Here is a 21,920-nt window from a genome sequence, read left to right as displayed (position 1 = left end):
GCCAAGCGTGTGCGGCATCGGTGTGGCCATTGTAGCTTCCCCCAAAAGCGTCACCGCGCCTCTGCTCCCGCCCCTCCGTCAACTCGCCAGGTCAAGATTTCCTTGCCGGAGGATAGGCGGAGGATCTATATAGGATCGTATAGCAGTATAGAACACGGAGTATGGGGATGGCGTTTTCCGTCAAGGACGACCGCACCGATGCGGCGGTTCGCAGACTGGCCAAGCTCAAGAACATGAGCCTTACCGAAACGATCCGCGACGCCGTGGAACAGGAGTATCAGCGCAGCCGCGGCGCAATCCCCCTGCCCCAGCGGCTGAAGGCGCTTGCCGAGCGCTATCGCGCCTTTCCCGAAACCGGCGCCCAAGCCGACAAAGCTTTTTTCGACGACCTGTCGGGAGATAGCTGATGTTTGTCGACGCCTCGGCCATCATTGCCATCATCGGCGACGAAGACGATGGCTTGGCGCTTGCGGCCCGCCTCGGTCAGGCCGGAAGTGTCCGTGTCTCGCCGATCGTTGTGTATGAGGCCGTGGCCGGCCTGGCGCGCAAACGTGCCTGCCCGGTCAAAGAGGCGGAGGAACTTGTCACCCTGATGCTGGACGAGATTCCTGCGCAAATGATCGAGATCAATGGCGCGATCGGGGGCGAAGCCATCCGGGCGTTCCATCGGTTCGGCAAGGGCCGGCACAAGGCGGATCTGAATATGGGCGATTGCTTCGCCTACGCTTGTGCCAAGCTCTATGACATCCCGCTGCTGTTCAAGGGCAATGATTTCGTGCACACCGACATCGAGGTGGCATGATGGACCCCAAATCCGAGGAGCGACCTATCGCCCGAGAAGACGAGGCAAGCGTCGACGACCTGCCGGATATCATCGGCGTGGTGATGGAAATGAGCCAGGCACCGGTTGATCCCCCCTCGCCTGCTCCGCAGACGGCGTATGGGCCGCGGCCGACGTCCGGTTTGGAGCCAGCGTTTGGCGTTCCGCCTTATCTGGAAGGGCTCGCCGCGCGCGCTCGCGATTACGTTGAGGCAGCAAGCTCGGCCAACACCCGTCGCGCCTACGCCGCGGACTGGAAGCATTTCCGTGCCTGGGCGCGCAGGCAAAATCTCGAGGTGTTGCCGCCAGATCCGCAGGTCGTCGGCCTCTACATCACGGCTTGCGCGTCCGGTAAGGGAACGGGAAACACCAAACCGAACGCCGTCTCGACGATCGAGCGACGTCTCTCTTCCCTGACCTGGAATTTTTCTCAGCGTGGCCAGCCGCTGGACAGAAGGGATCGACACATCGCCACCGTCATGGCCGGCATTTGCAACAGCCACGCCTCCCCTCCCCGGCAGAAAGAAGCCATTCTTCCGGAGGATCTGATTGCCATGCTCGAGACGCTTGACCGCGGCACGCTGCGTGGCCTGCGCGACCGCGCCATGCTGCTGTTGGGTTTCGCCGGAGGCCTGCGCCGCTCCGAAATCGTCGGCCTCGACGTTGCCAGGGATCAAACCGAGGACGGCCGCGGCTGGATCGAGGTCTTGGACAAAGGCGTTCTCGTCACATTGCGCGGAAAGACCGGCTGGCGCGAGGTCGAGATCGGCCGCGGCTCATCCGATACCACCTGCCCGGTTGTCGCCGTGCAGACCTGGCTGAAACTGGCCAGGATCGGCCATGGCCCCCTGTTCCGGCGCGTCACCGGGCAAGGCAAGGCGGTTGGCTCGGAGCGGCTGAACGACCAGGAGGTGGCACGGCTGGTCAAACGCGCTGCACTTTCCGCTGGTGTCCGAGGCGACCTGCCGGAAGGCGAACGGAAGGAAAAGTTCGCCGGCCATTCATTGCGCGCGGGCTTGGCCTCGTCAGCCGAGGTCGACGAGCGCTATGTGCAAAGGCAGCTCGGCCATGCCTCGGCCGAAATGACCCGCCGGTATCAGCGCCGAAGAGATCGGTTCGGCGTCAATCTCACCAAGGCGAGTGGCCTGTAGCCGATCGCGAAAAACCCCCTCCCCTGCCCTGTTTGAACGCAACGCAAGTTCTTTTCCATCAAGTGACGGGCGTGATCGGTTTCAACGACGGACATGGGTTTCGAGATCGGCCGATCTCGCCGGCGGGACCCCAAGAGATCGCCGGGCCTCGGCCCACCCATCAACGCCATGACAATTGGTCTTTTGGCAATCGGCCGCTTGGGTCGAACACAACCACCTGGTGAGGCAGGTCAGGTCCCCATTTCCAAAGTACGAGATTGCGATCGTCCGCCTCGGCGCCTGGAGCAAAGCTCGGCACCAGGATTCCGGCAACGCCCTGTGCGGCAAGGCGATCGTGAATGCTCCACGACGGCGGCCGTTCGCCCTTTGCCAGTGCCATTGCCCAGGCACAACTCATGTCTTCCGTCGTGATCGAGACCTTGGCCCGCTCTGCCTCGGACGTCAGATCGACGACATCCGCACAATCGACCTCATAAGAGCACAGGACGCACGGATCGATGCGATGCGCAAAGCCCTGATTGGCCTCCTTGACCGCGGTCATGACGCTTAAAGCGAGGTAAAGCGCAGGCACGCCTTTGGGATTGAAGCGTGCGCCCCTGATCGCTGCCCCATCGCCCGATGTCGGTTTGAATGCCCAGCGTGGATCGTGTGCCCGGTAGCAGGTCCCCACGAACCTCAAGCAAAGCCCCCGAGGGCCATATGGTCGAGATAATCCCGAACGGAACCCGCCTTGCCATCCTTGACGAGCGCTTCGGCGGTGCGTCCTCCAAAGGCCGGCAGGGGTTGGGCGCGATACCAGGCCATTGCCTGTTCCTTGCCCCCCGACCATTCGGTAACCCGGCTGATGATCTCGAGCATCTCGCGCAGGCGACCCTGCGTCCTCGCGGCGCCACTGCGTTCGGCACGGTAGACGGTTTCGCGAGCCAATCCCGCAGTCTCCGCGAGCTGGCCCTTGGACATGCCAAATCCGGCCGCCACCTGGTCGATCGCAATCTTTCCGCCCCTGTCCATATAGGACAGGACCAGTGGCTGGCCCGCTGGCGAGAGTTTCAGAGCTTGAGTCATTCAGGCCACCTTGCCATATCCACGGACATATTTCTTGTACACAAGATATGGCACATTCGAGTCCCTTACAAGGATGCACCGCGCCGCGTTCAGCTGCCCGACCAAAAAACCCGGCTAGCGCACGAGGCGGATAGCGGCGTCGGGCCGCCCGCCGGCGTCATCAACCCTGCTTCCTCTTCTCGAGTTTTGCCCGCAGCAGCGCCATGATCATCGGCCAGACCGAGAACTTCCCATCCCGGGCCCGTGTTGTCAGGCTTCGCAGGTACCCGCCAGGGCTGGAGATATGTTCGAACCGCTGCTGGATCGCGGCAATCACGGTCGCTGCCTGATCCTCGCCCATCACCTCGCATGCTTCCTGGTAGGCACTGGGGCTGATCCCGAGATACGCCCTGCCCGTGGCGGCCGCGGCCATCAGATCCCGCCATGTCCGGATTTCACCGCTCTTGGCCAGGGTCACAATATCCGGGCAGGCATCCAACACGATCCCCAGGGGCAGCTCGCGTTTGGGCAAGTGCCGCACGTTGTCAGTTTCCGCGGCGTTGGCGCTTGCTTCTTTCTGTTCTCCAAAGCCTCGTTCAATTTCAGTATTAGAGTCTGGATTTGAATTCTGTATGTGGCGCTCAGAATGAGACTCATTGGCGTTCTTATTGTGTGAATTGACGAACGTTTCCAGCGTGTTCTGCACCTCCAGCCACAACGCCTCGAGCTCTCCCGCTATGGCGTCGTACGACTGGCGCGGTGCCGTGCGCGGAATCCGGCCGGCGATCCCCTCATACGCGCGCTGGAACCCTCTCCAGTCGGCCGGGATTGCTTCGTCGATGCCTGTCGCGATCATCTTGACGATATCGCGTCGGCACAGAGTGATCCGCTCCTTGGCCAGCTTGAGAGCCCGCCGTTCGGCCACGACGGCCTCGGCGAGATCCTTGAACTCCTGTGCCCGCACCACGATTGGCGCCAGGTCGAAGCCATAAGCCTGCTCGATCTCCCCGCTCGGACCCTTGCGCGCGAAACGCTTGCCGTTGGGACTGTCCCTGCGAATGACCAGTCCGCACTGCACCAGGACGGCAAGATGCCGCCGCAGCGTCGCCGGCGACATGCCGTTGGCCCGACTGATGAGCTGCTCGTTTGACGGAAAGACGATCAGGTCGCTGTCGCCGTTGAATGCCGTGTCCGGATGGAACGACAAAAGTGCATTAAGGATCGCCAGCGCGCGATCGGTTGCGCCGACCGCGTCACGGGCCTCGCGGACGTGCTGGAATACATGCCACTTGTGCACCGTGGCATCCTTGTCCACCGCCCTCGCCGCGACCTGGGCTGCCATCATGCCAAGCGTCATTGGCCGCCGCCCAAAGGGCGTCGTCGTGTAGTGCCTCTCCATTTCCCTCGCCTTTCAATCAGGCAAAAGAAAACTGCTCGTCGAAACGACGCCAACGACTCTTGACAGTGATTCGGGGAAGTGCGATTCTCAGCTTGCTACAGACATGAGAAGGGCTTCCGCGACGGTTTCGTTCGGGGGCCTTTTTCTTTTGCGGTTTCAGTCTCCTGTTTTCTTCGCCGCTTCCGATGCCCGGAACGCCTCGAAAAGCTCGTCCAGCCTGTCGGAAATGAATGCACCAAAGGGTGACGCTTCCCGGGATTTCAGGGCGAGCGTAAACACCTTTCCCGTGTCCGTGATCTTGGCTTGCACCGACTTGTCCTGCGGCGCCCAAGCCCTCTCCCTGGGCTTTGATTTCACCCCCGGGCTTTTCACCGGAGCGCTCACACAGTCAAAGAGGCGGGCAAAGCGGCCGTCGCTGCCCAGTTGGGCGAACTCGGCGCTCGTCACACACTCGGTTGCCCGCGCCACGGCTCGCGGATGCTCCATCAGCTTGGCAAGCTGCCACCAGCGATCCCTGCCAATGGTCTTGGCGGCGCCGACCGCCACAATCACCTGCTCGGGAATGTTGCTGGTGACGCTTCGCATCTTCGAATAGGTCGTATCGTCGAGGGCAAGGGCTGACTTGACCGTCTCCGGCGAATGCCCCCGTTTGAGAATGCGGTCGGCAAACAGCGTCCGTTCGATGAAGGACAGGTTCGCCCGCGCGGCATTCTCCTGGCCCTGGGCGATGACATGGTCCTCATCGTCCATTTTCTTGACGACAGCGCGGACGGGCCTCTCCAGCTGCCGGGCGACCCTGACGCGCCGGTGGCCAAACACGGTTTGAAACCGTCCCGGAACCTCCGGGTGAGGTCTGACCAGAACCGGAGAGTCCTGCCCTCGCGCGCGGATCGCCGCCAGCAACTCCTGAAAGGCGGCGTCGTCGTCGTCCATGCGGTCCGAGACGAAGGACGTATCGACCAAGGCCGGATCGAGATCGACGACCGAACTTTTGGACAGCTCCTCGAATGACTGCATGATCGATCGCGACGCGCCGCGAACCGCATACCCCGACACATCGCGATTGTCAGCGACTGGCGTCGCCGGGCTCATAACACTGCCGAATATGTCCCTGCGCGCCATTCAACCACTCCGATTTTCGGTTAGTCGACTGATTTCACGAGGGAAATGTCCACTTTTTACTGCCGTAAAACACCCCGTCATGACCGCCCCCATGCGCGATGGATGAGCGCTGCGATCTCCGAGTTCACAGCATCCAGCGATTCAAGCGCGCGGTCGTAGGTCGAACGGGTAAAAGCCGATTTCTCCACCTCATAGAGCGTCTGTTTCGTCAGCCCCGCGTCCGAGATTGCCGTCGACTTGAGCATCGGATTGTCGAGGATCTGGCCCGCGAGCATCGATTGCATGAAGCCGACCATCTGCGCCTGCGGAATGTCCGTCGGCTCATAGCGCGTGATCAGATAGCGAAACCAGTCGAGCTCGATGGACGCGCCGGCAGCCTTGATGGTCTTCAGGATGCCGCCGAGCATCAGCAGGAACTGGCTCATCGACATCAGGTCGAGCATCTGCGGGTGGACGGTGATGAGCACGGAGGTCGCCGCCGACATCGCCGTCAAGGTGAGATAGCCGAGTTGCGGCGGGCAATCGACAACCACGACGTCGTAGCGCTCGTCCACCTCGGTCAGCGCCCGGGCGATCCTGGTGAAGAACTGGCGGCCGGCGCTGGAGGATTTGTCCTGCATGGCCAGCGGCGTGTCGTATTCGTACTCCTGCAGCTCGAGATTGGCTGGAATGATATCAAGCCCCGGAAAATTCGTCGGCACGATCACGTCGGCTATCGGCTTGCGCTCGTCGTCGTAGCGGATCGCCTCGTAGAGCGAGAGGTTGCGGTCGAGTTCGGGCTGGAAGCCATGCAGGGCAGACAGCGACGCCTGCGGGTCGAGATCGATCGCAAGCACGCGGTGCCCGGTCAGCGCAAGGTGCTGGGCGAGGTGGGCTGCGGTCGTTGTCTTGCCGCTGCCGCCCTTGAAGTTCACGACCGCGACCACCTGAAGCTTGTCTCCTGGTTTGCGGTGCGGGACGTACTTCTTGACCTCGGTCCGGCCATGCCGATCCAGGAAGTGGCGAAGCTCGAGCATCTGCTCGGCGGTGTAGGACCGGCGCCCCGAGGGGATTTGCTCGGGCATTGGTCCCTTGCCTTCGAGATGCAGGCGCTTCAGATTGTTCTGCGAGACGCCGAGGTAATGGGCGACTTCCGCCATCGAAAATGACCGAAGGGTCTTTGTCGCATTGGGGGGGAACTTCTCCATACGGAGCTGATTAAGGCGCCGCGATATCTCCGCGCCCTGCTCGAGGATCTTGTCGTCGAACTCGAAGCGTGGCAATCGCATGGCAATGTTCATTTTCCGTCCGACCCGAATTGGCGCTTTTTGTGAGCAATCCCCTCAACAAGCGCCATTAAGCTCCGATTCGGACAGACCGGCAAGAAGTTTTAGGTTAACAGAAGGTTAACGAGACCGGCTGCTCCTTTTATCAGGCTCCTGAAAGTCAGCGGGGCGTGCGCAAAGACCAGGACGTGTCCTACTTCAAAGCTAAGCGCATGTTTTCACAGGTGTAAGGGGCCTTTTTTACTGCGGTAAATTTCCCTAGGAGAGGCAGCTTCGGGGCAGGGGCCTCAATGCTGGCTTGGGACGCGACGAGGAACCGGCGCCCATCCCCCTCCAGAGCTGCGATGATGCCTCCAGGCTGTGTTTCGCAATTTCTATTACGCGCGCCCATATGTGCCACGCGGCCGATCCCACGCTTGCGTTCTTGCGCGACCGTAGGATCATTAACGGCGCAGAGGCGCCATGCTCACTGTCGGCTGTGCCGAACCGGAACCGCCCCATCAATGCTCGAGTGCCCAGCCGGTCTGGTCGCAGGCCCAGATCGGCCCCCATCCACGCGCATCCAACGTGTCACGGATTTACCTGTCCAAGCTCGGCCGACGACGACCTCCGCTGCCTCGGCTGCTGTCACCTCCGCCCCTCATAGGGCGCCGAACTGCTTTGACAGGTGCATTGCGGCCTTGGCAAAACGGTCGCCCCAGGAAATGTCCCGGCCGATCGGTGTGTGCGTCGATCCGGTATATCTGTGGTGAAGGCTGAGCACCGGCCACGGTACGACGCGAGGCGCGTGCGCCGTTGCCGAAAAGAGCGCGGTGACCGTTCCGCCCAGCATTTTCCTGACAGGCGGCGAAACGGCGCCTAACAAAACATGGCGCCGCTGTGCAGATCCAAGGCCTATTTTTTATGACCATCCGCAGAGCCTTCCCCGGATCCATCTCGTGGAAGGCTTCTGCTGGACAGTCTCAGCAAAGTGAGCTGACTTTCCTCGCGTACGCAGACCGCGGAGGGGAGGGCGCGCCGGTTACGGATGATATGCAACGGTGGCTCTACGAAGCGCTACGATGGCCAGCGGGCTGCTCTTGAAACGTGACCGGTGCTGACCCACATGCACACCGCGTTGGATGTCTCCTCCCATTGCGTCCGACGCGTTCCCCTTTGGAGGTTTTGAACCTTCATACCTGGCCGGGCTTAAACAGTCCGGCCATTTTCTATGGTCACAACGCAACTGCGGGCACAACAATCAGCTCGCGATTGCCTGGCGCCTTCGCGTTGAGATAGAGGGGCATGCCGCCAAAAGGGCTGCGCCAGATCCTCGACGGGGATTTCGAACAGCATTCGAGGAGCACACCGCTTGACGCTGTTTTGACCTGTCGGTGGCTTGCGAGGTGTCGGGCTACCCACCAGCCCTTCGAGCATCCGGCTTGGCTTTCTCGTATCGCAGCGCTCTCCTGCCTGCACCATGGGCCGATGTCGACTTGGCCGAAACTCCTGGACGATCGCCCACGTTGAACGGCGGGTACGGTAACAGTTGATTCAACCATTGCTGGTATTCTAGGGAAGTGTGGTAGCGGCTCCGACACTGCGACGGGGGTGGGTTGCCGGAGCCGCCTGCGCAGTCAGGGTTGGGGTCGACCGCGCTGTCCCAGAATAGGACGGCGCGGTCAACGATTCGTTAAAATGCCTCGGAACTAATTAAGCATACGCTAATTGAGTCGCGATCGTGCGAGTCAGTTCATGCGCTTGAAGTTCATTCCGCCGTTGATGCCGACGCTCGTCGAGCAGCCTCCCGAGGGCGACGACTGGATTCACGAGGTCAAGTTCGACGGCTATCGCTCGCAGCTGATCATCGACGGCGCCGGCACCAGGATCTATACGCGCAACGGCCACGACTGGACGGCCAAGTATCGCGACCTGGTAAACGAATCCGCCAGCCTCGGCGCCGAAAGCGCCATTGTCGACGGCGAGATCATCGTGCTCAACAAAGCCGGCCTGTCCGACTTCGGAGAGCTGCGCCAGGCAATCACGCGCCGGCAGCATGATCTCTATTTCGTTGCCTTCGACCTGCTTTACCTCAATGGTCACGATCTGCGCGACATGACGCTGGAAGAGCGGCGCGAGATCCTGGCCGGCATGATCGAGCCGGGCGGGCGCATCCAGTTCAGCGAGCCGCTGCCGGGCGACGCCAAGGCCATCTATCATCTGCTCGACGAGGCCGGACTCGAGGGCATGGTGTCGAAGCGCCGCGACAGCAAGTACCGCGGCGGCCCGTCGACAAATTGGCTGAAGACGAAATGCTACGCCATCGACGAATACCAATTGCTTGGCGTCGAGCGCGAGGCCGGCAAGCCGGCCTTCGCGCTCATGGCCGATCAGGTGACAGGCAAGTATGTCGGCTCGGCCTTCATCAATTCCAGTCGTGCGATCCGTGAGCGGCTGTGGAAGCGTGTCCAGGACCATGCCGGGCCGGCGCCCAAGGGAATGAAACGGCCGGCGACGCAATGGGTCAAGCCCGGCCTGATCGGTCGCGTCAAGCACTTGCGCGGCGAAGAGGATTTACGGCACGCTTCGCTGCAGGATTTCTGGGAGGAGAGGGGGGACGTCTAGCCATGCCGATCAAGAGAAAAGCGACGGAAGCAGGTATTTTTGACCCATCTGAATTGGCGATGTTGGCGCGAGTCTACGAGCGGCTAAAGCTCGATAATCAATCCACCGATGCACGTGACGGGCTCGCGTCTCGCATCATCGCCAACTACATGGCCGGGGTCAACGACGAGAACGAACTGGTTTCGCTTTCAAAACAGCCTTTAGGTCGCTAGCCGACTGTCAACTCTCGGCTTGGCGGACAGGAACAAATCATGGGTTCGCAGCTTTAGGAGACAACGAAGAAATCCCCAGGGCGCGTCCAATATGTTCAGTGACAAAGAAACACGAGTTTTGGAAGCGGGGCTGTTCGCGGCAGTGCCTCTATCGATCCTGATATCGATCATGATGGTCAGCCTTACGTTCGGCTGGTTTGGATGAGCGCGGCGGCGCCAACTTCCTGGATTTGCGAGGATCACAATTCCTTACGAATATGTAAGGCGTGAACCTTGGCCAAGCGATTATAAGTGAGAGCGAGCAGCAGAGATTCAGCCCCGCTGCTCATTGGGTGCACCACATCCAGCGGCCCGCTGTCTCGTCCCAATCAACCTTGGCAGCGGGCTGTCGGCTTTAGCAGATCCGGTTTCATCGTGTGGCGAGGAGTCAGGAATGCGGATGTCCGGCGAGTGTGTTCATCTCGGTCGCGATTCTGCTTTTTTCGCAGGGCCCGCAATTTGGATGACGGTTGAGTCGATTGTTTCAAGCCGTCCCGCCGTCGCTCATTGAGACGCGTCCGGCGTGATGAAGCCTCAACAATCCGCCGCTTGGAGAGGGGCCGATCCGATTGCAGCTGGGGACTGGATCGTGCGTACCCGGTCAGGCTGTACGCCAAAACCAATGTGATAGGCGACGTACGGTTTTTTCGGAACCGACTTGCGGCAGTCAAGTTCTACTGGTGCTCGGTTTCCCTCACCGAGCCGGTGTAACAGAAAGGCCCGTCACTGCTTGCTCGGTGGCGGGCTTTCTCTTTTTGACGCGTCCGGCGCCGCCAAGTGCAGCCAGGCTTACGCTCGAGCCGCGCGACGCTTGGAAAGCGACTGCCACAACTCTGCTTCTTCGATGAACCCGCTCTCAAAAGCCTCGATAACTTCGCCGGCAAGCATATTCCTCTGATCCACGTCTTTAAGGGCGAGCCGGCGCTCATGGCACAAGTGGTCGAACACCCTCTGGATGATTGCCAGGTCGGCTGGGTTGAATACGCTACTGTATTTTTTGAAGGGCATGACGCTCTCCTCCCTTTGTCTGGGCGAAAGCGTGATCGGCTCTTTCAAGCGTCCGTCTGCCTCGGTTGGTCCGGACGACAAACGGCTCCTATACGCGCACACACGCCTTGGCGAATCCTTGGTGGACGCACATTGAAACCACGACCCAATTTCTGGAACCATTTCAGCGCCAGCTAATTGAATCGCCGTGGCAACGCAATGCGCCGACCTTAGCACCGCAGGGGTATGCGAAACCCCGGCATAGTCCCCGTCACACCCCGGGGGCGGCCCGCCGCTGCCGTGAATGGAGCGGCGGGTTTTTTGCTGGCCGCACTGGAACTGTTGCCGGCGGCGAAGCCTACTTCGCTGACCCGTCGTCGATGAGGGGTGAGGCGCTCGGCATGCATTGCTGCCAGCCGGCTGGCGTTGGCTGCTTCTCATATTCAATGATGGCAGCTGGGCACTGTTCGCGTTTGGCGAACGTTTCTGGCAACACCGCCAAGCCACCTTGAGGGCCTGGGACGACGAGATACCAGGCCAGAGCTGTCGGAAGCACGAGGCTCTTCTACCCATTTCTGCCGACGCCGGATCGGAACGATCGGAAGTTGATGGCGAAATGCTGGCTTTCAGCCTTTGATGGCATTTCAGCGCGGCATAACCGACGGATCAATGTTGCTGACTGAGTTACGATCGCGGCGTCACGCGTGCCGGACAGCGCCGTCATCGGGTAACGAACGTGCGCACTCAAAAAGCTGCATTGGCAACTGGTGCTGACCACTAGCGACAAGCAAGCGACCCTCGATCTACCCAAAGAGATCGGCGACTAGGTTCGAGACGATCGTGCCGAATTCGGAGAAGCGTTGGTGCGTAAGGCGACGACCTTCTCCATTGTGCATTGCACCGCGCTGAGGAGCTTGGTCGTACCTGCAATGGCAACGATCGATGGGTTTGCGCAAGCACCCAGGCGAGTGCGAGTTGTGCGGGCGTTACCCGCTTCTCGGTGAGCGATGCTCGCCTCGGAGGTCGTACAGGAAGGTCGGCGACCTGCCAAGCCTGACAGACGCCTTAGCTGGAGGAGCCGTCCTAATTGGTAATATGTTGGCGAAGCGCGCGATCTGGTTGACCACGTGGAATTGCAATCTTCCAAGGCCATGGTCCTCCAGCAACAACTTCCTGCGAACCTTCTGGGGCAGAATTTCAACTGCGGCTGCCACAAGCAGTCGCTGCACAGGACGCATGCCCGAGGCGATCGATGCCGTCCTCATTATGTCAAGAAACTCGAATATTATGCCCGAGGACTCCAGCGATGGCATCATCTGGTCGAGCATCGAGTGCCATTCATCCATGGAACGGGGCGCGCTGATTGCACCATAAAGGCGCGCAGCCGGCTCGGCTTCCGCGAAAGCCTGGGATTTTTCGGCGCCACTGATGGGACTGGCGAAGCGTGCATAGGCCTCGATAAACCCGAATGATGCCGTCGCCTGCACCCAGTCGAGAAGCCGAGGGTCGTTGGCGTGATAGGGCTTGCCATCCGGCGTTGCGCCATGGACCCCTTCGTGCACCCTGACGACCCTCGCGATCATCTTTTCGGCGGCACTCTTAGGCCCGTAGACGGTCATCATCGCCGCCGCGCCTGTACGTCGTAGGCGCATGACCGGGTCCTTCTGAAAGCTGCTGTGATCCCAGACCCCGGAGCGGACTGACGGCTCTGCAAGTTCGAGAATGACGGCAGCCACGCCTCCCACGAACAGCGTCACCGGGTTCTTGAAAATGCGCCAAGAGATGGAATCTGGCGGAATAAGAGCCAATTCTCCCGCTGGCTGGCTGAAGTCGAAATCTAGCCCCCTTGGGGGTTTCATCAGATCAGCGACGGGAGCAAGAAAGCGATCGAGAATGGGCATACACTTTCCGTCTGGATCAAGGGCTTCTTATCTAGCGTTCAACCCTCACATCGGCAACGAGCGAGCGATCTCTCCCGGATGAGCTGCTCAATGCAAGGGGTGAGTTGGCATCGTCGTCCGCGAGCGATAATGGCCGCTGTCAGCCTTACAAAAAAACTCTTTGATGCGGATCTTGAACGTGATTTCCCCGTTCGCAGCGGCTTTCTACTGAAGCTCGTATAGGAGCATCCGAAAGCCCGCCTTCGACGCATCAGGCGACCGGGCACGTACACGAGAGGATCGTGACGATATGTGACACCTCAACTGAGCGCCGCACATGGCCTGCGCTCTATAGCAAGGGCTGGGTATTGGAACTCGTCCGGCGAAAGAGCACGTTCCCAAAAAGTCCTACTAGGGCTCATTCCAGTGGCCCACTGGATAACCCTTCAATTGATGCAGAGCGCCATTGTTTCTCAGCCATTTGTCTGACCTATTGTGATTTGCGGCTCGGGGGCGGGCCGTATATTGGGGGAAGAATATTGAAAACTCTTGGATATTTGGGGGCAGCTTCGGCTGCTCTTCTGACTGCTTGCGCCACGCCTGCGGAGAAAATCACTGCCGCTTACACCTCACCGATTTTGTATCAGAATCTAACATGTCAACAGATCGCAGCCGAGGCACAGGCGGTGACGTCTCAAGTTGCGATAGCAACCGGAAACCAGAATCAGAAAGCGACAGGTGATGCTGTCGCCTTTACGGTCGGCATGGTTGTCTTCTGGCCCGCCTTGTTCCTCATGCACGGCGACGGCGCCGAAGCTGGCCAAGTCGCCAATCTGAAAGGCCAGATGCAGGCGCTCGAAATAGCCAGTGCGCAGAAGGGCTGCGGAATAGTGTTCCAGCAGCCAAAGCCGGAGCCGAAGTCAGCAAAGAAAGGCGCGACACCCTATCCATGACCGCCTTAGGACACCCTCGGACTGCGTCGCGGGAAAATCCATCGGTGAGGGGGCGGGCGGCCTTGGACCGTGTCTTCGGGCCGGCGGCATTGTCTGAGAGTAGCTCTGCCCGATAGGCGGTAGGGGAAACCGGGCCTCACTTCCCACACGCACCCTCCCAACATTCGGAAAGAGGTGACCATCGGTCGCGCTTCTTGCAAAGGCTAAAAACAAGGTCTACCGCCTGTGATGAATGGGGATCTCGCGGACTCCGTTTGTTTTGACTGCTCCAGCTTCAGGAGCAATGCGGATTGCCGAACCGCCGCCGCTTAGAGACACAACCTGCTTTCTCAGCTGTGCAAGTTCGCCCACTCGAACCCTTGTAAATGCCCATGACCATGGGACCCGACGCTCGGCCGCAAACGTCTTCTGCCCTCGCTCCAGCATCAATGCGCCAGACAAAATAGCCTTTGCTTTATTGTGGCGGGACGGTTTGGTTTGGATCTAACAGGTGACGAAAGATTTCATAACGGAATGAACAGCAGGCGCTGCAACGCCGGCGCCAAATTGGACACGTTGGGCCAGACCAGGTTCGAGGCGCGAGAGACAGGCGAAGTGCGTTAGCCAACGGTGAAAGCACGGAACCATTCGCTTCGCCCGTTCTTTCTGCCAAGCCAATCCGGGCTAAAGGAGCATTCTGATGAAAACGCTGGCTGACATTTTCGAGCATACACTTCAAGACATGTACTATGCGGAGAACGCGATCACCAAGGCTTTGCCGAAGGTTGCCGGGGCCGCGAAGGATGCCAAGCTCAAGAAGGCCGCGGAGGACCACCTCGAGGAAACGAAGGGACAGATCAAGAAGCTCGATCAGGTGTTCAAGTCGATAGGGAAGAAGGCCTCCGGCGAGAAGTGCGACGCTATCGAGGGTCTGATCAAGGAAGCTGACGGACTGATGGAGGAAGCGTCAGGAACGGCCCTGGATGCGGGCCTGCTGGCGGCCTGTCAGGCCGTGGAGCACTACGAAATCTCCCGGTACGGCTCTCTGCGGGAATGGGCAAAGGAGCTCGGGCATGACGAGGCGCACAAGCTGCTCAGTGAAATCCTCGACGAGGAGAAGGCGACCAACAACAAGCTGACGAACCTGGCCGTTACGTCGATTAACAGCATACGCTAATCCCCCGAGCCACGCTGATCCTCCGCCCCAATGGCACGTGGACTGCGAAGTCAAGATCGAAGTCGGGACCGCAGGGTTCGACTGCATCCGGCAGAACATTCGATCGTGGCTCTCGGAACTTTTGTGAAGCCAGGCCCTTCTCCATTCGAACCATGGAGGACTCAATGGCAAATCTGGGAAAATTGGCGGTCGCTATGCTTGGCGTCCTGGCATACCAAAATCGCGACAAGATCAGTGAGATGATCCGGGGAGCCGGAGGACGAAACCCGAGCGACTCTCAAGGCGGGATCTTGGATGAGATATCGAAAGGCGTGTCGGGAACAGCCCTCGGTGACATCCTCGACCGATTCAGAGGGGCAGGGGCAGGGTCGAAGGTCGACTCCTGGGTTGGCAGGGGGCCGAACACCCCAATCGAATCAAGTGACGTGGAAGCAGCTATCGACGAAGACACCCTGACTTCGCTTTCGACACAGACGGGTCTTTCACGCGAGGAGCTCATCCGCCGGATCACGCAAGATCTACCAGAGGCAGTCGACAAGATGACGCCAAATGGTGAATTGCCTGCGGAGCCGACGCAAGCGGATAGGACGACCCTGCTTGACGACGTACCCCCGCGTCGGACTCAGGGATAGAATTCAGCTGGTCCGGGGACGTCTAGAATGAGCTCTACAGCGCGGAGATCTGCTTACCCGCCCCAAGCCAACGGCTGGGGTCCGGCAGGGCTATCAAGCCTCTGAGGCGGCAAGGACAATTGCCGAATTGGATGTGTGGTTGCGCTACTCGATTCCCGCTGGCGTATCCCTGGAACATCAATTCGTTTCGGACTGGTCCCCGTGCTCCGCGTGCTGCTCGATACGGTCTTGGGAAGCGTTCCTGCTCTCGCCTCAATCTTCGACGTCTATTTCAAGGCAAACAATCGCAACGTCAGACTGCTTCGCCGTCATCTGCAGAGGTAAAGGTTGCGGTGGCAAGCGACGTTCGTTTGCGACCGGCGAAGAATCGAGCGGGGACGGGTTTCATCTCAACCTCGGGGTCCGCCGCGGCCGTTTCCAAGGCCGGCGCGCAAGGCAGTGATGATGCGGATCACTCGTGACGATAACATCCACACTAGCGCGCTGCGCGCCGACCTTGCTGCAGCATCATGTAGGCCGCAGGGGGAATGTCCGGCGTTGTCGTCTCGGTGAATGCGAGCCGCCCCGGCCACGCCGGATGCTAGGCTGTCAAATCGGTGCGATGCTGTACAGTGGCGGGCTGAGGTTCAGGCATGCGGGCGTTTGTTGTTTTCCAGGAAAACCTGCACGATCAGGCAAAGTTCGACGCCTATCGCAAGGTTGTTTTACCCACCTTGGCTGCGTTCGAAGGCAGGTTTCTTGCTCGCGGTGGAGAGTTCTCAATTCTTGAGGGCTCCTGGCCCTTCGCCCGCACCGTAATCATAGAATTTCCCTCGCGGGCCGCTGCCGAGGGCTGGTATGCCTCGCCATCCTATCAAGCGATCTTGCCGCTTCGCCTGCAGAGCATGACTTGCAACGCCGTCATCGTTGATGGGGTGGATTAGTTTGTAACGGCTGGTCCAGCGCCTGGCCGAAACAATAGCGAGAGTGCCTCTCCACGGCTCTCTGTCGACTTTTCAAACGGTCATGAAGCCTCCTGGGCGGCAGGCCTATAGACTTTGAATGTCTGATCCGGTGAAAATTCCTCTCTTGCGATACAGCGTGCCGAGCGCCTCGCCTTTCCCTGAAAGCGGGCTTCGACGCTCGTTGATGGGGTATGATCATGAGCGGGTCGTATGCCCTGCGGCTCGACCCGATAGTATCGCTGACGGACTTAACGGCTCTCGCTGGGCCGGTTGTTGTAGCTACAATTAGCTTTGACCGCGCCAGTGTGGTCGATATCTGAATTTGCCTAACCCGGCGACGGGTTCGCTGTAGCCGCCCCAGGGCGAGGCGAGCGCGATGTAACTTGTTCCTGCCGAAACTCCTGCTATGAGGCAGGCCGCACCTTCTTTGCCGCGCAAGTGCCTCACACGGCCGATTGCGCGACCGGAAGGCTTCAGCGCCAAGTCCGTGGGCGACATCGCAACGAACGCGGCGGCGGTCAACGCGAGCGGAACCGCTACCGAATTGGCGCGTTAGGGCCTCGACCGGGCCGCCGAGGTTTGTGCGTCTCGCCGGGCTATGATTTGTAACTTTGGTGATGTCCCAGATGAACGGCCCACTTCATGCTTCGGATGGCGTGGTCGATGGGAACAGCCGTAAAGTCGAACGCTTAGTGCCCGTGAGGCGGAGTCACCCTGCAGCAATTGCATCTCATCTGCACCGCTGGTGGGCCACGGCCTCGTTGGCTCTTCAGTTCCTCATCGTTGGCGGCTTTTGCCTGATCGCCGTAATGTGGATTGTCGGCTTGTGGGTCACATCGCAAATACGCGACGGCGTCATCACCAATGCTGCCGGCACAACTGCTCTCTACGTCGACAGCGTCATCTCGCCCCTTTTACCTGATATGCGCAGAAGCGAGGAGCTGACCGACGGCGTCAAACAGGCCCTTGATGAGACCCTGGATCAGGGAGTCCTTGGAAAAAGGATCGTCTCTTTCAAACTATGGAGGCGAGACGGAAAAATTCTCTACGCCACCGACAGCGCACTGATCGGCAGAGTGGTCGAGCCCGGCAAGAACCTATTGGCTGCGTTCGGCGGCAGTGTCGCCGCTGAGTTCAACAACCTGGATGCATCGGAACGTCAGGAGCAGACAGGAGCGACGTCGCCGTTGCTCGAAGTCTACAGTCCGATCCGCGAACCGTGGTCAGGCGATGTCGTCGCGGTCTCTGAATTCTACGAAGTCGCTGATGACTTGCACGCGACGCTAAGGTCGGCGCTGTGGTCGAGCTCGCTGGTCGTGGCCGGAGCCACAATGATGGCCCTCGCGTTGCTTTTTGGCATTGTTCTGCGAGGCAGCCGCACCATCGCGACGCAACGTTCAACCCTTGAGGTCAAAGTCGGCGAGTTGGAAGATCTGTTGGCCCAGAACTCTTCGCTCCGGCGGCGCGTTCAGCGAGCCGCGGGTCGGGCCACGGCGATCAACGAACGTCACCTGCGTCGCATCGGGGCCGATCTTCACGACGGGCCGGCCCAGCTTGTCGCGTTGGCGGCCTTGAGACTGGGTAGCCCGCTGCTGTCCGATCCCGTTACTCCAACGGCACTGCGCGAGGCCGAAATCCTCAACATCCATAGCACCCTAGATGATGCACTGCGCGAAATACGCGCTATTTGCCACGGGCTGGTACTGCCCCAGATCGAGACGTCGGCCGTTGTCGACATCTTGAAGTTGGCCGCTGCCGAGCACCAACGCAGGACATCGTCAAGCGTCGCGCTGGACCTTGCCGACGACATGCCGGAACTCGGGACTTCCGAAAAGATCTGCATCTATCGTTTCGCACAAGAGGGCCTGAACAACGCCTGGCGCCACGGGAAAGGAAAGGACCAAGCCTTGAGGGCCTTGATCAAAGGCGGAAAGTTCCAGGTTCAAGTGACGGATAGCGGCCCTGGGTTCAACGGCTCTTCAAGCGAAGGGCTTGGCCTGGCAGGCCTTCGGGAGCGCATAGAAAGTATCGGAGGCCATTTTGAGACCCTCTCTGGTGCCAGCGGTACGCGGTTGACGATCTCTCTGTCGCTTGAGGGCTAGGCGGATGACTGCCGCGGTACCGATAACCATTGTGGACGACCATCCGCTTTTCCGTGAAGGCGTTGCCCGCAGCCTGCTGGAAATCGGCGGTTTCGAGATTGTTGGTGAGGGCGCCAACGCCGCTGATGCCTTAGCGCTGGCAGACGATAGCGCACAAGGCATAATGCTGCTCGACATTAGTATGCCAGGGGGAGGGCTAGCCGCTGCTGCAAAAATCCTGGCGAGGAACCCGCTTCAGAAGATCGTGATCTTGACTGCTTCAGAAGCCCACGCCGACGTGGCCCAAGCGCTCAGGCTTGGCGTCTGCGGATATGTGGTGAAAGGCGTCGTGTCCAAATCATTGGCTGAAATCCTCCACAGTGTGGCCGCTGGAGAGCGATACGTTTCTCCCACGCTTTCAGCCAGGCTCCTCACCGGCCGGATGCAGCCGGACAACGGCAAGGCCCATCTGGTCAGTCAGCTCTCGGATCGAGAAGCTGGAATTTTGAAAATTGTTGCCGAGGGACTTAGCAACAAAGAGGTTGCCATCAAACTTGGCCTGCAGGAAAAAACAATCAAACATCATATGACCCAGGTCCTGACCAAACTCAATGTTCGCAATCGAACAGAAGCTGTCGTACTTTTGCTCCACTCGACCGACCGAGACGTCTAATCAGGTGTCAGGGTCACAGGGCCTTGAGACGCTTAATATCGGATGCTTTCGCTGGCCTGTCTATAATTGTGCGACCCTGAGCGTCCTTCATCCGGAAGCGGCCACCCTTCACCGTTTCGCTGATCCCGTCGGGATGCACGACCTGGATCGTCGCTGCCTGGATGCCCACGTCATCCGCATTCGCCGGATTGGTAGTGGTTTGGCCGGTGCCACCCGCGGTATTGCCCCCAGGGGGACCGTTGCCCTGTCCGTTGTTCCCTGAGTTGCCATTGCCGTTGCCGGAATTGCCGCTGTTACCCTTGCCGCCGCTGCCACCCTTCGCATGAGCGTCCGCGAAAACGAGATGGGGCAAGCCTCCATGCGGGAGCTCAATCGCATAAGGAGTTAGGGCGAGCCCACCCGTGGCGAAGACACGAACTGCGATCTGCCAGGTTCTCCGTGCCAGAGGTTCGGCCATTGTTCACCTCCTTTGGGACCCACATGGCCATGCTTGAAATGCGCCATGGTGGCCGTGCTGTCGTACAGCGCACGGGGTCCCTGCTGCCATCTGTCGATGGCTCTACCATTTCGAAGCTCTTTGGTTCCCAAGATCGGAATAGATTCTAATTCGATCTCCATCCTGTTTCTCGAAAGACTCCAGATCTTCCTTCCGGCAGAAGCCAAAGCAATGCCCCCATTGTCTCAAGGCAGCGAACCACGGGAGCGGCGCTCCTCCAATCCCAGCAGTCGGGACTTCAGTTGTTGCAAGGTTGAGATTGCCGGCCGTCGAGTAGCTTAGCCCCGGTCTGGACAACGGGCCCGTCATCGGCCCACGGCCGCTCGGGCTCTTTTCGAGTTCCAAGATTTAGTGACAGGGTGCCACCTGGGTGGCACGCGCCTTGACCGGGACGGACGTGCCCGGGTGATGCGTGGGCGAATTCCTCGAAATGGTCGCAGCCCACGATGACGGTCGCCCATAGCCGCACTGCGAGCGGGGGTGATGCCATGAGCGCACCCGCGCCCGACGCGATCCTGGCTGCTTTCGCATGGGAGCCGTAAACCTAATCGTTGGCGTGGTCACCGAAAGCGTTACTAGTCAAGCAGAGGGTCGGCGAGGAACGACGCGGCAATAAAGTCGTCGCATCAATGCGGCCTTGGCCGTCCGCCATGATGGCCGCGACCTTCTGAAAGGCCCTCATTTCGCGGTCGCTAATGCGGGCTTCGTGTAATCTTGTCATGAGGCAGCACGCGCGCTCCCAACAGATGGGACTTTTGGGTTTCTGGCTTCGACATTTGAATAGCAATCCGCTCATACGAGAGAGCCCGTCGCCAGTGGCGACGGACCCTGCTGCTTGGGCGTCAGTCGTAGACCTTGACGATCTTGTGGGTGCCCGGGTCCACAAGGACCGTCCGGTTGTCGATCACGACGTAGCGATATTTGATATTGGGAACTTCATGAAGCTCGACTGTGTCCGGCACAGCTGAGCCGACATTGAGCTCCACGCCGGGAAGCTTCACCGAGGCCAGCGGCTGCTTCTTCACATACTCACGGATGATCGTATCCTGCTCTGGCTGGATAAGGATGTCCTCGGCCGCCGCAACGCCGACGCCTCCGAACAGAAGAAACGCCGCGGCTGCCGCAGATAGATGCATTCTCATGATCTTACTCCTTACGAAATCGGCGCCAAACGACATTGATTGGCGTCGATTGCCAACTTGAGGCGAACGCATCTGTTCCCACGTCAGGGCTTCGGTCTGGCACGACACAAGACCTAAGTCTGGCGGGAAAGCGCAATGGTCCGAACGAGGACGGTGCTTGGAACGTGTGCCTGCTGCGGAAGTTCCTGTCTGCAGTAACCCGATGAGAAAGTATAGATATCAGTGTTGTGCAAGCGCGCTGGCTGTTGGCGCCAATCTTCGCGGTAACCATTACCTTCCTGACCATTGGAGTGACCCTTGGCGGAGCTTCAGACTGGGGTTTCGTGATCTGCGCAGCTATGTCCCTTCCTGCGTTGATAGGGTTCGCCCGCTGCTCCCCGTGCAGCGGGCGAACCCTCTATCTTCGAGTATACGGGCGCGAGGCCACCTAATGTTGAGCGACAACAAGACCCGCCTAATCGAGGCAGCGTTACTCGCAGCTGTGCCTATCTGCGTGACGATCACCGCGCTGATAGCTGTCTTCGTCTTGGCCAGAGTATAGTGAGACAGGCTGTTTGGCGACCGACCGTGCACGCGAGATTGAGGGTGCCGATCATCTGGACGGAGACGGTTAATGAACCGCATTCTTTTCATGGCAGCCGACTTTCTTTCCCGGCCACCCGGGTTCTACGTCATGTTAGTAGCGATGGTATTGTGCACCGCCCTGGTCCCTTTCGGCCTAACAAATGCAGTTACCTACGCGCTGTCTGTCGCGGCCATCGTGATTACAGGAGTTGTCCTGATACAGGGCTATCGTGACACCGCCGCAATCCACGCAAAACTTGATGAGCTCATTGTTTCGCTGGCAGAGACACGAAACGACGTTGTCGGATTGGAGCATGCTGAGCCGGAAGAAATTCGGGAAAAACTCTCCTTACTCGAAGCAGAGGCTGCGCGAAATGCTCGATCCGACGGATCGCCGTCTCACACGGGTGAGCGCTAGTCCGAAACCGGTTTGTCCATCATTGGAGCGGTCTATCCTAAGCGCGGGCACCGGCTTGGGGTCTATGGCGGCGTGCCGCCACACTTCAAAATGAACCGCTACTGTTCAGCGCTGTGATTAGACTCTTCCCCGCTGTTCCCCGTCGGCAAATTCCGTATAGCGCGATCGATCTCGGCTGATCCGCGTCGGGCTAACTCCGTCCTCTTCGATCCCGCATTCGAACCCGACGGTCGCGGGCAACCGAGAGCGGCAAATGGACATTTCGACTGAGGCTAGAGGAACATTATCCAGCTCGGCTTGTTTGAGCTAGCGGCGAGCGACGCTCCCTCGTGCCGTTC

At 59.6% G+C, this 21,920-nt stretch carries 22 protein-coding genes; 13 read left to right on the top strand and 9 right to left on the bottom strand.

Features of this window, described 5'->3' with window-relative positions; all coding sequences use genetic code 11:
• Positions 1–167: 167 nt before the first annotated feature.
• Genes AC56QP_RS35765 through AC56QP_RS35755 form a run of 3 tightly spaced genes read left to right on the top strand, consistent with a single transcriptional unit; the run spans position 168 to position 1,971 of the window.
• The gene (locus AC56QP_RS35765) at positions 168–407 is read left to right on the top strand and encodes a type II toxin-antitoxin system VapB family antitoxin (protein WP_497101079.1); all 240 of its coding nucleotides are present in this window, start codon (positions 168–170) and stop codon (positions 405–407) included.
• Complete coding sequence (locus AC56QP_RS35760) at positions 407–802, top strand: type II toxin-antitoxin system VapC family toxin (RefSeq protein WP_489863751.1); 396 nt, start codon at positions 407–409, stop codon at positions 800–802. The genes AC56QP_RS35765 and AC56QP_RS35760 overlap by 1 nt, the downstream gene beginning before the upstream one ends.
• A complete protein-coding gene (locus tag AC56QP_RS35755) occupies positions 799–1,971 on the top strand; it encodes a site-specific integrase (RefSeq protein ID WP_489863752.1) in 1,173 nt (390 codons plus the stop codon). Before AC56QP_RS35760 ends, AC56QP_RS35755 begins: the two co-directional genes overlap by 4 nt.
• Positions 1,972–2,131: 160 nt before the next feature.
• Here AC56QP_RS35755 and AC56QP_RS35750 read toward each other — a convergent pair whose 3' ends face one another.
• From AC56QP_RS35750 to repA, 5 genes are all read right to left on the bottom strand, one after another.
• Complete coding sequence (locus tag AC56QP_RS35750; protein ID WP_489863753.1) at positions 2,132–2,650, bottom strand: RES family NAD+ phosphorylase; 519 nt, start codon at positions 2,648–2,650, stop codon at positions 2,132–2,134.
• Positions 2,647–3,036, bottom strand: a complete 390-nt coding sequence (locus AC56QP_RS35745; RefSeq protein ID WP_489863754.1) for an antitoxin Xre/MbcA/ParS toxin-binding domain-containing protein — start codon at positions 3,034–3,036, stop codon at positions 2,647–2,649. The genes AC56QP_RS35750 and AC56QP_RS35745 overlap by 4 nt, the downstream gene beginning before the upstream one ends.
• Before the next feature lie 160 nt (positions 3,037–3,196).
• Positions 3,197–4,414, bottom strand: a complete 1,218-nt coding sequence (repC, locus tag AC56QP_RS35740) for a plasmid replication protein RepC (RefSeq protein WP_489863755.1) — start codon at positions 4,412–4,414, stop codon at positions 3,197–3,199.
• Positions 4,415–4,570: 156 nt separating this feature from the next.
• The gene (gene repB / locus AC56QP_RS35735) at positions 4,571–5,536 is read right to left on the bottom strand and encodes a plasmid partitioning protein RepB (protein WP_489863756.1); all 966 of its coding nucleotides are present in this window, start codon (positions 5,534–5,536) and stop codon (positions 4,571–4,573) included.
• Between the two features lie 77 nt (positions 5,537–5,613).
• The gene (gene repA / locus AC56QP_RS35730) at positions 5,614–6,816 is read right to left on the bottom strand and encodes a plasmid partitioning protein RepA (protein ID WP_497101078.1); all 1,203 of its coding nucleotides are present in this window, start codon (positions 6,814–6,816) and stop codon (positions 5,614–5,616) included.
• 1,719 nt (positions 6,817–8,535) lie between these two features.
• On the opposite strand from repA, the gene AC56QP_RS35725 reads away from it, so the two are divergent.
• Positions 8,536–9,405: an ATP-dependent DNA ligase gene (locus AC56QP_RS35725; RefSeq protein WP_489863757.1), complete on the top strand. Its 870-nt coding sequence runs from the start codon at positions 8,536–8,538 to the stop codon at positions 9,403–9,405.
• A gap of 2 nt (positions 9,406–9,407) precedes the next feature.
• Positions 9,408–9,617, top strand: coding sequence for a hypothetical protein (locus AC56QP_RS35720; RefSeq protein WP_489863758.1), 210 nt, complete (start codon positions 9,408–9,410; stop codon positions 9,615–9,617).
• A gap of 828 nt (positions 9,618–10,445) precedes the next feature.
• On the opposite strand, the gene AC56QP_RS35715 is transcribed toward AC56QP_RS35720, so the two are convergent.
• Positions 10,446–10,664: a hypothetical protein gene (locus AC56QP_RS35715; protein ID WP_489863759.1), complete on the bottom strand. Its 219-nt coding sequence runs from the start codon at positions 10,662–10,664 to the stop codon at positions 10,446–10,448.
• Between the two features lie 965 nt (positions 10,665–11,629).
• Positions 11,630–12,544: an oxygenase MpaB family protein gene (locus tag AC56QP_RS35710; protein ID WP_497101077.1), complete on the bottom strand. Its 915-nt coding sequence runs from the start codon at positions 12,542–12,544 to the stop codon at positions 11,630–11,632.
• Between the two features lie 518 nt (positions 12,545–13,062).
• On the opposite strand from AC56QP_RS35710, the gene AC56QP_RS35705 reads away from it, so the two are divergent.
• From AC56QP_RS35705 to AC56QP_RS35675, 7 genes are all read left to right on the top strand, one after another.
• Positions 13,063–13,476: a hypothetical protein gene (locus AC56QP_RS35705; RefSeq protein ID WP_489863761.1), complete on the top strand. Its 414-nt coding sequence runs from the start codon at positions 13,063–13,065 to the stop codon at positions 13,474–13,476.
• Between the two features lie 679 nt (positions 13,477–14,155).
• Positions 14,156–14,632, top strand: a complete 477-nt coding sequence (locus tag AC56QP_RS35700; protein ID WP_489863762.1) for a YciE/YciF ferroxidase family protein — start codon at positions 14,156–14,158, stop codon at positions 14,630–14,632.
• Positions 14,633–14,784: 152 nt separating this feature from the next.
• Positions 14,785–15,264, top strand: coding sequence for a YidB family protein (locus AC56QP_RS35695; protein ID WP_497101076.1), 480 nt, complete (start codon positions 14,785–14,787; stop codon positions 15,262–15,264).
• A gap of 135 nt (positions 15,265–15,399) precedes the next feature.
• Entirely contained in the window at positions 15,400–15,588 is a 189-nt protein-coding gene (locus tag AC56QP_RS35690; protein ID WP_497101075.1) for a DUF4112 domain-containing protein, read from the top strand.
• 308 nt (positions 15,589–15,896) lie between these two features.
• Positions 15,897–16,187: a DUF1330 domain-containing protein gene (locus AC56QP_RS35685; RefSeq protein WP_489863763.1), complete on the top strand. Its 291-nt coding sequence runs from the start codon at positions 15,897–15,899 to the stop codon at positions 16,185–16,187.
• Between the two features lie 647 nt (positions 16,188–16,834).
• A complete protein-coding gene (locus AC56QP_RS35680) occupies positions 16,835–18,310 on the top strand; it encodes a sensor histidine kinase (protein WP_489863764.1) in 1,476 nt (491 codons plus the stop codon).
• A gap of 4 nt (positions 18,311–18,314) precedes the next feature.
• Positions 18,315–18,962 carry a LuxR C-terminal-related transcriptional regulator gene (locus tag AC56QP_RS35675; RefSeq protein WP_489863765.1) on the top strand — a complete coding sequence of 216 codons (648 nt, stop codon included), beginning with the start codon at positions 18,315–18,317 and terminating at the stop codon, positions 18,960–18,962.
• 13 nt (positions 18,963–18,975) lie between these two features.
• On the opposite strand, the gene AC56QP_RS35670 is transcribed toward AC56QP_RS35675, so the two are convergent.
• Both AC56QP_RS35670 and AC56QP_RS35665 read right to left on the bottom strand, forming a co-directional pair.
• Positions 18,976–19,419 carry a hypothetical protein gene (locus AC56QP_RS35670; protein ID WP_497101074.1) on the bottom strand — a complete coding sequence of 148 codons (444 nt, stop codon included), beginning with the start codon at positions 19,417–19,419 and terminating at the stop codon, positions 18,976–18,978.
• Between the two features lie 881 nt (positions 19,420–20,300).
• A complete protein-coding gene (locus AC56QP_RS35665; protein WP_489863766.1) occupies positions 20,301–20,600 on the bottom strand; it encodes a DUF1236 domain-containing protein in 300 nt (99 codons plus the stop codon).
• Between the two features lie 613 nt (positions 20,601–21,213).
• Here AC56QP_RS35665 and AC56QP_RS35660 point away from each other — a divergent pair.
• On the top strand, positions 21,214–21,582 hold the full coding sequence (locus AC56QP_RS35660; protein ID WP_489863767.1) for a low affinity iron permease family protein: 369 nt from the start codon (positions 21,214–21,216) through the stop codon (positions 21,580–21,582).
• The last annotated feature ends 338 nt before the right edge of the window (positions 21,583–21,920 follow it).

Source organism: Mesorhizobium sp. RCAM 05104 (assembly GCF_059683645.1).
This window is presented reverse-complemented; position numbering and strand designations above follow the sequence as displayed.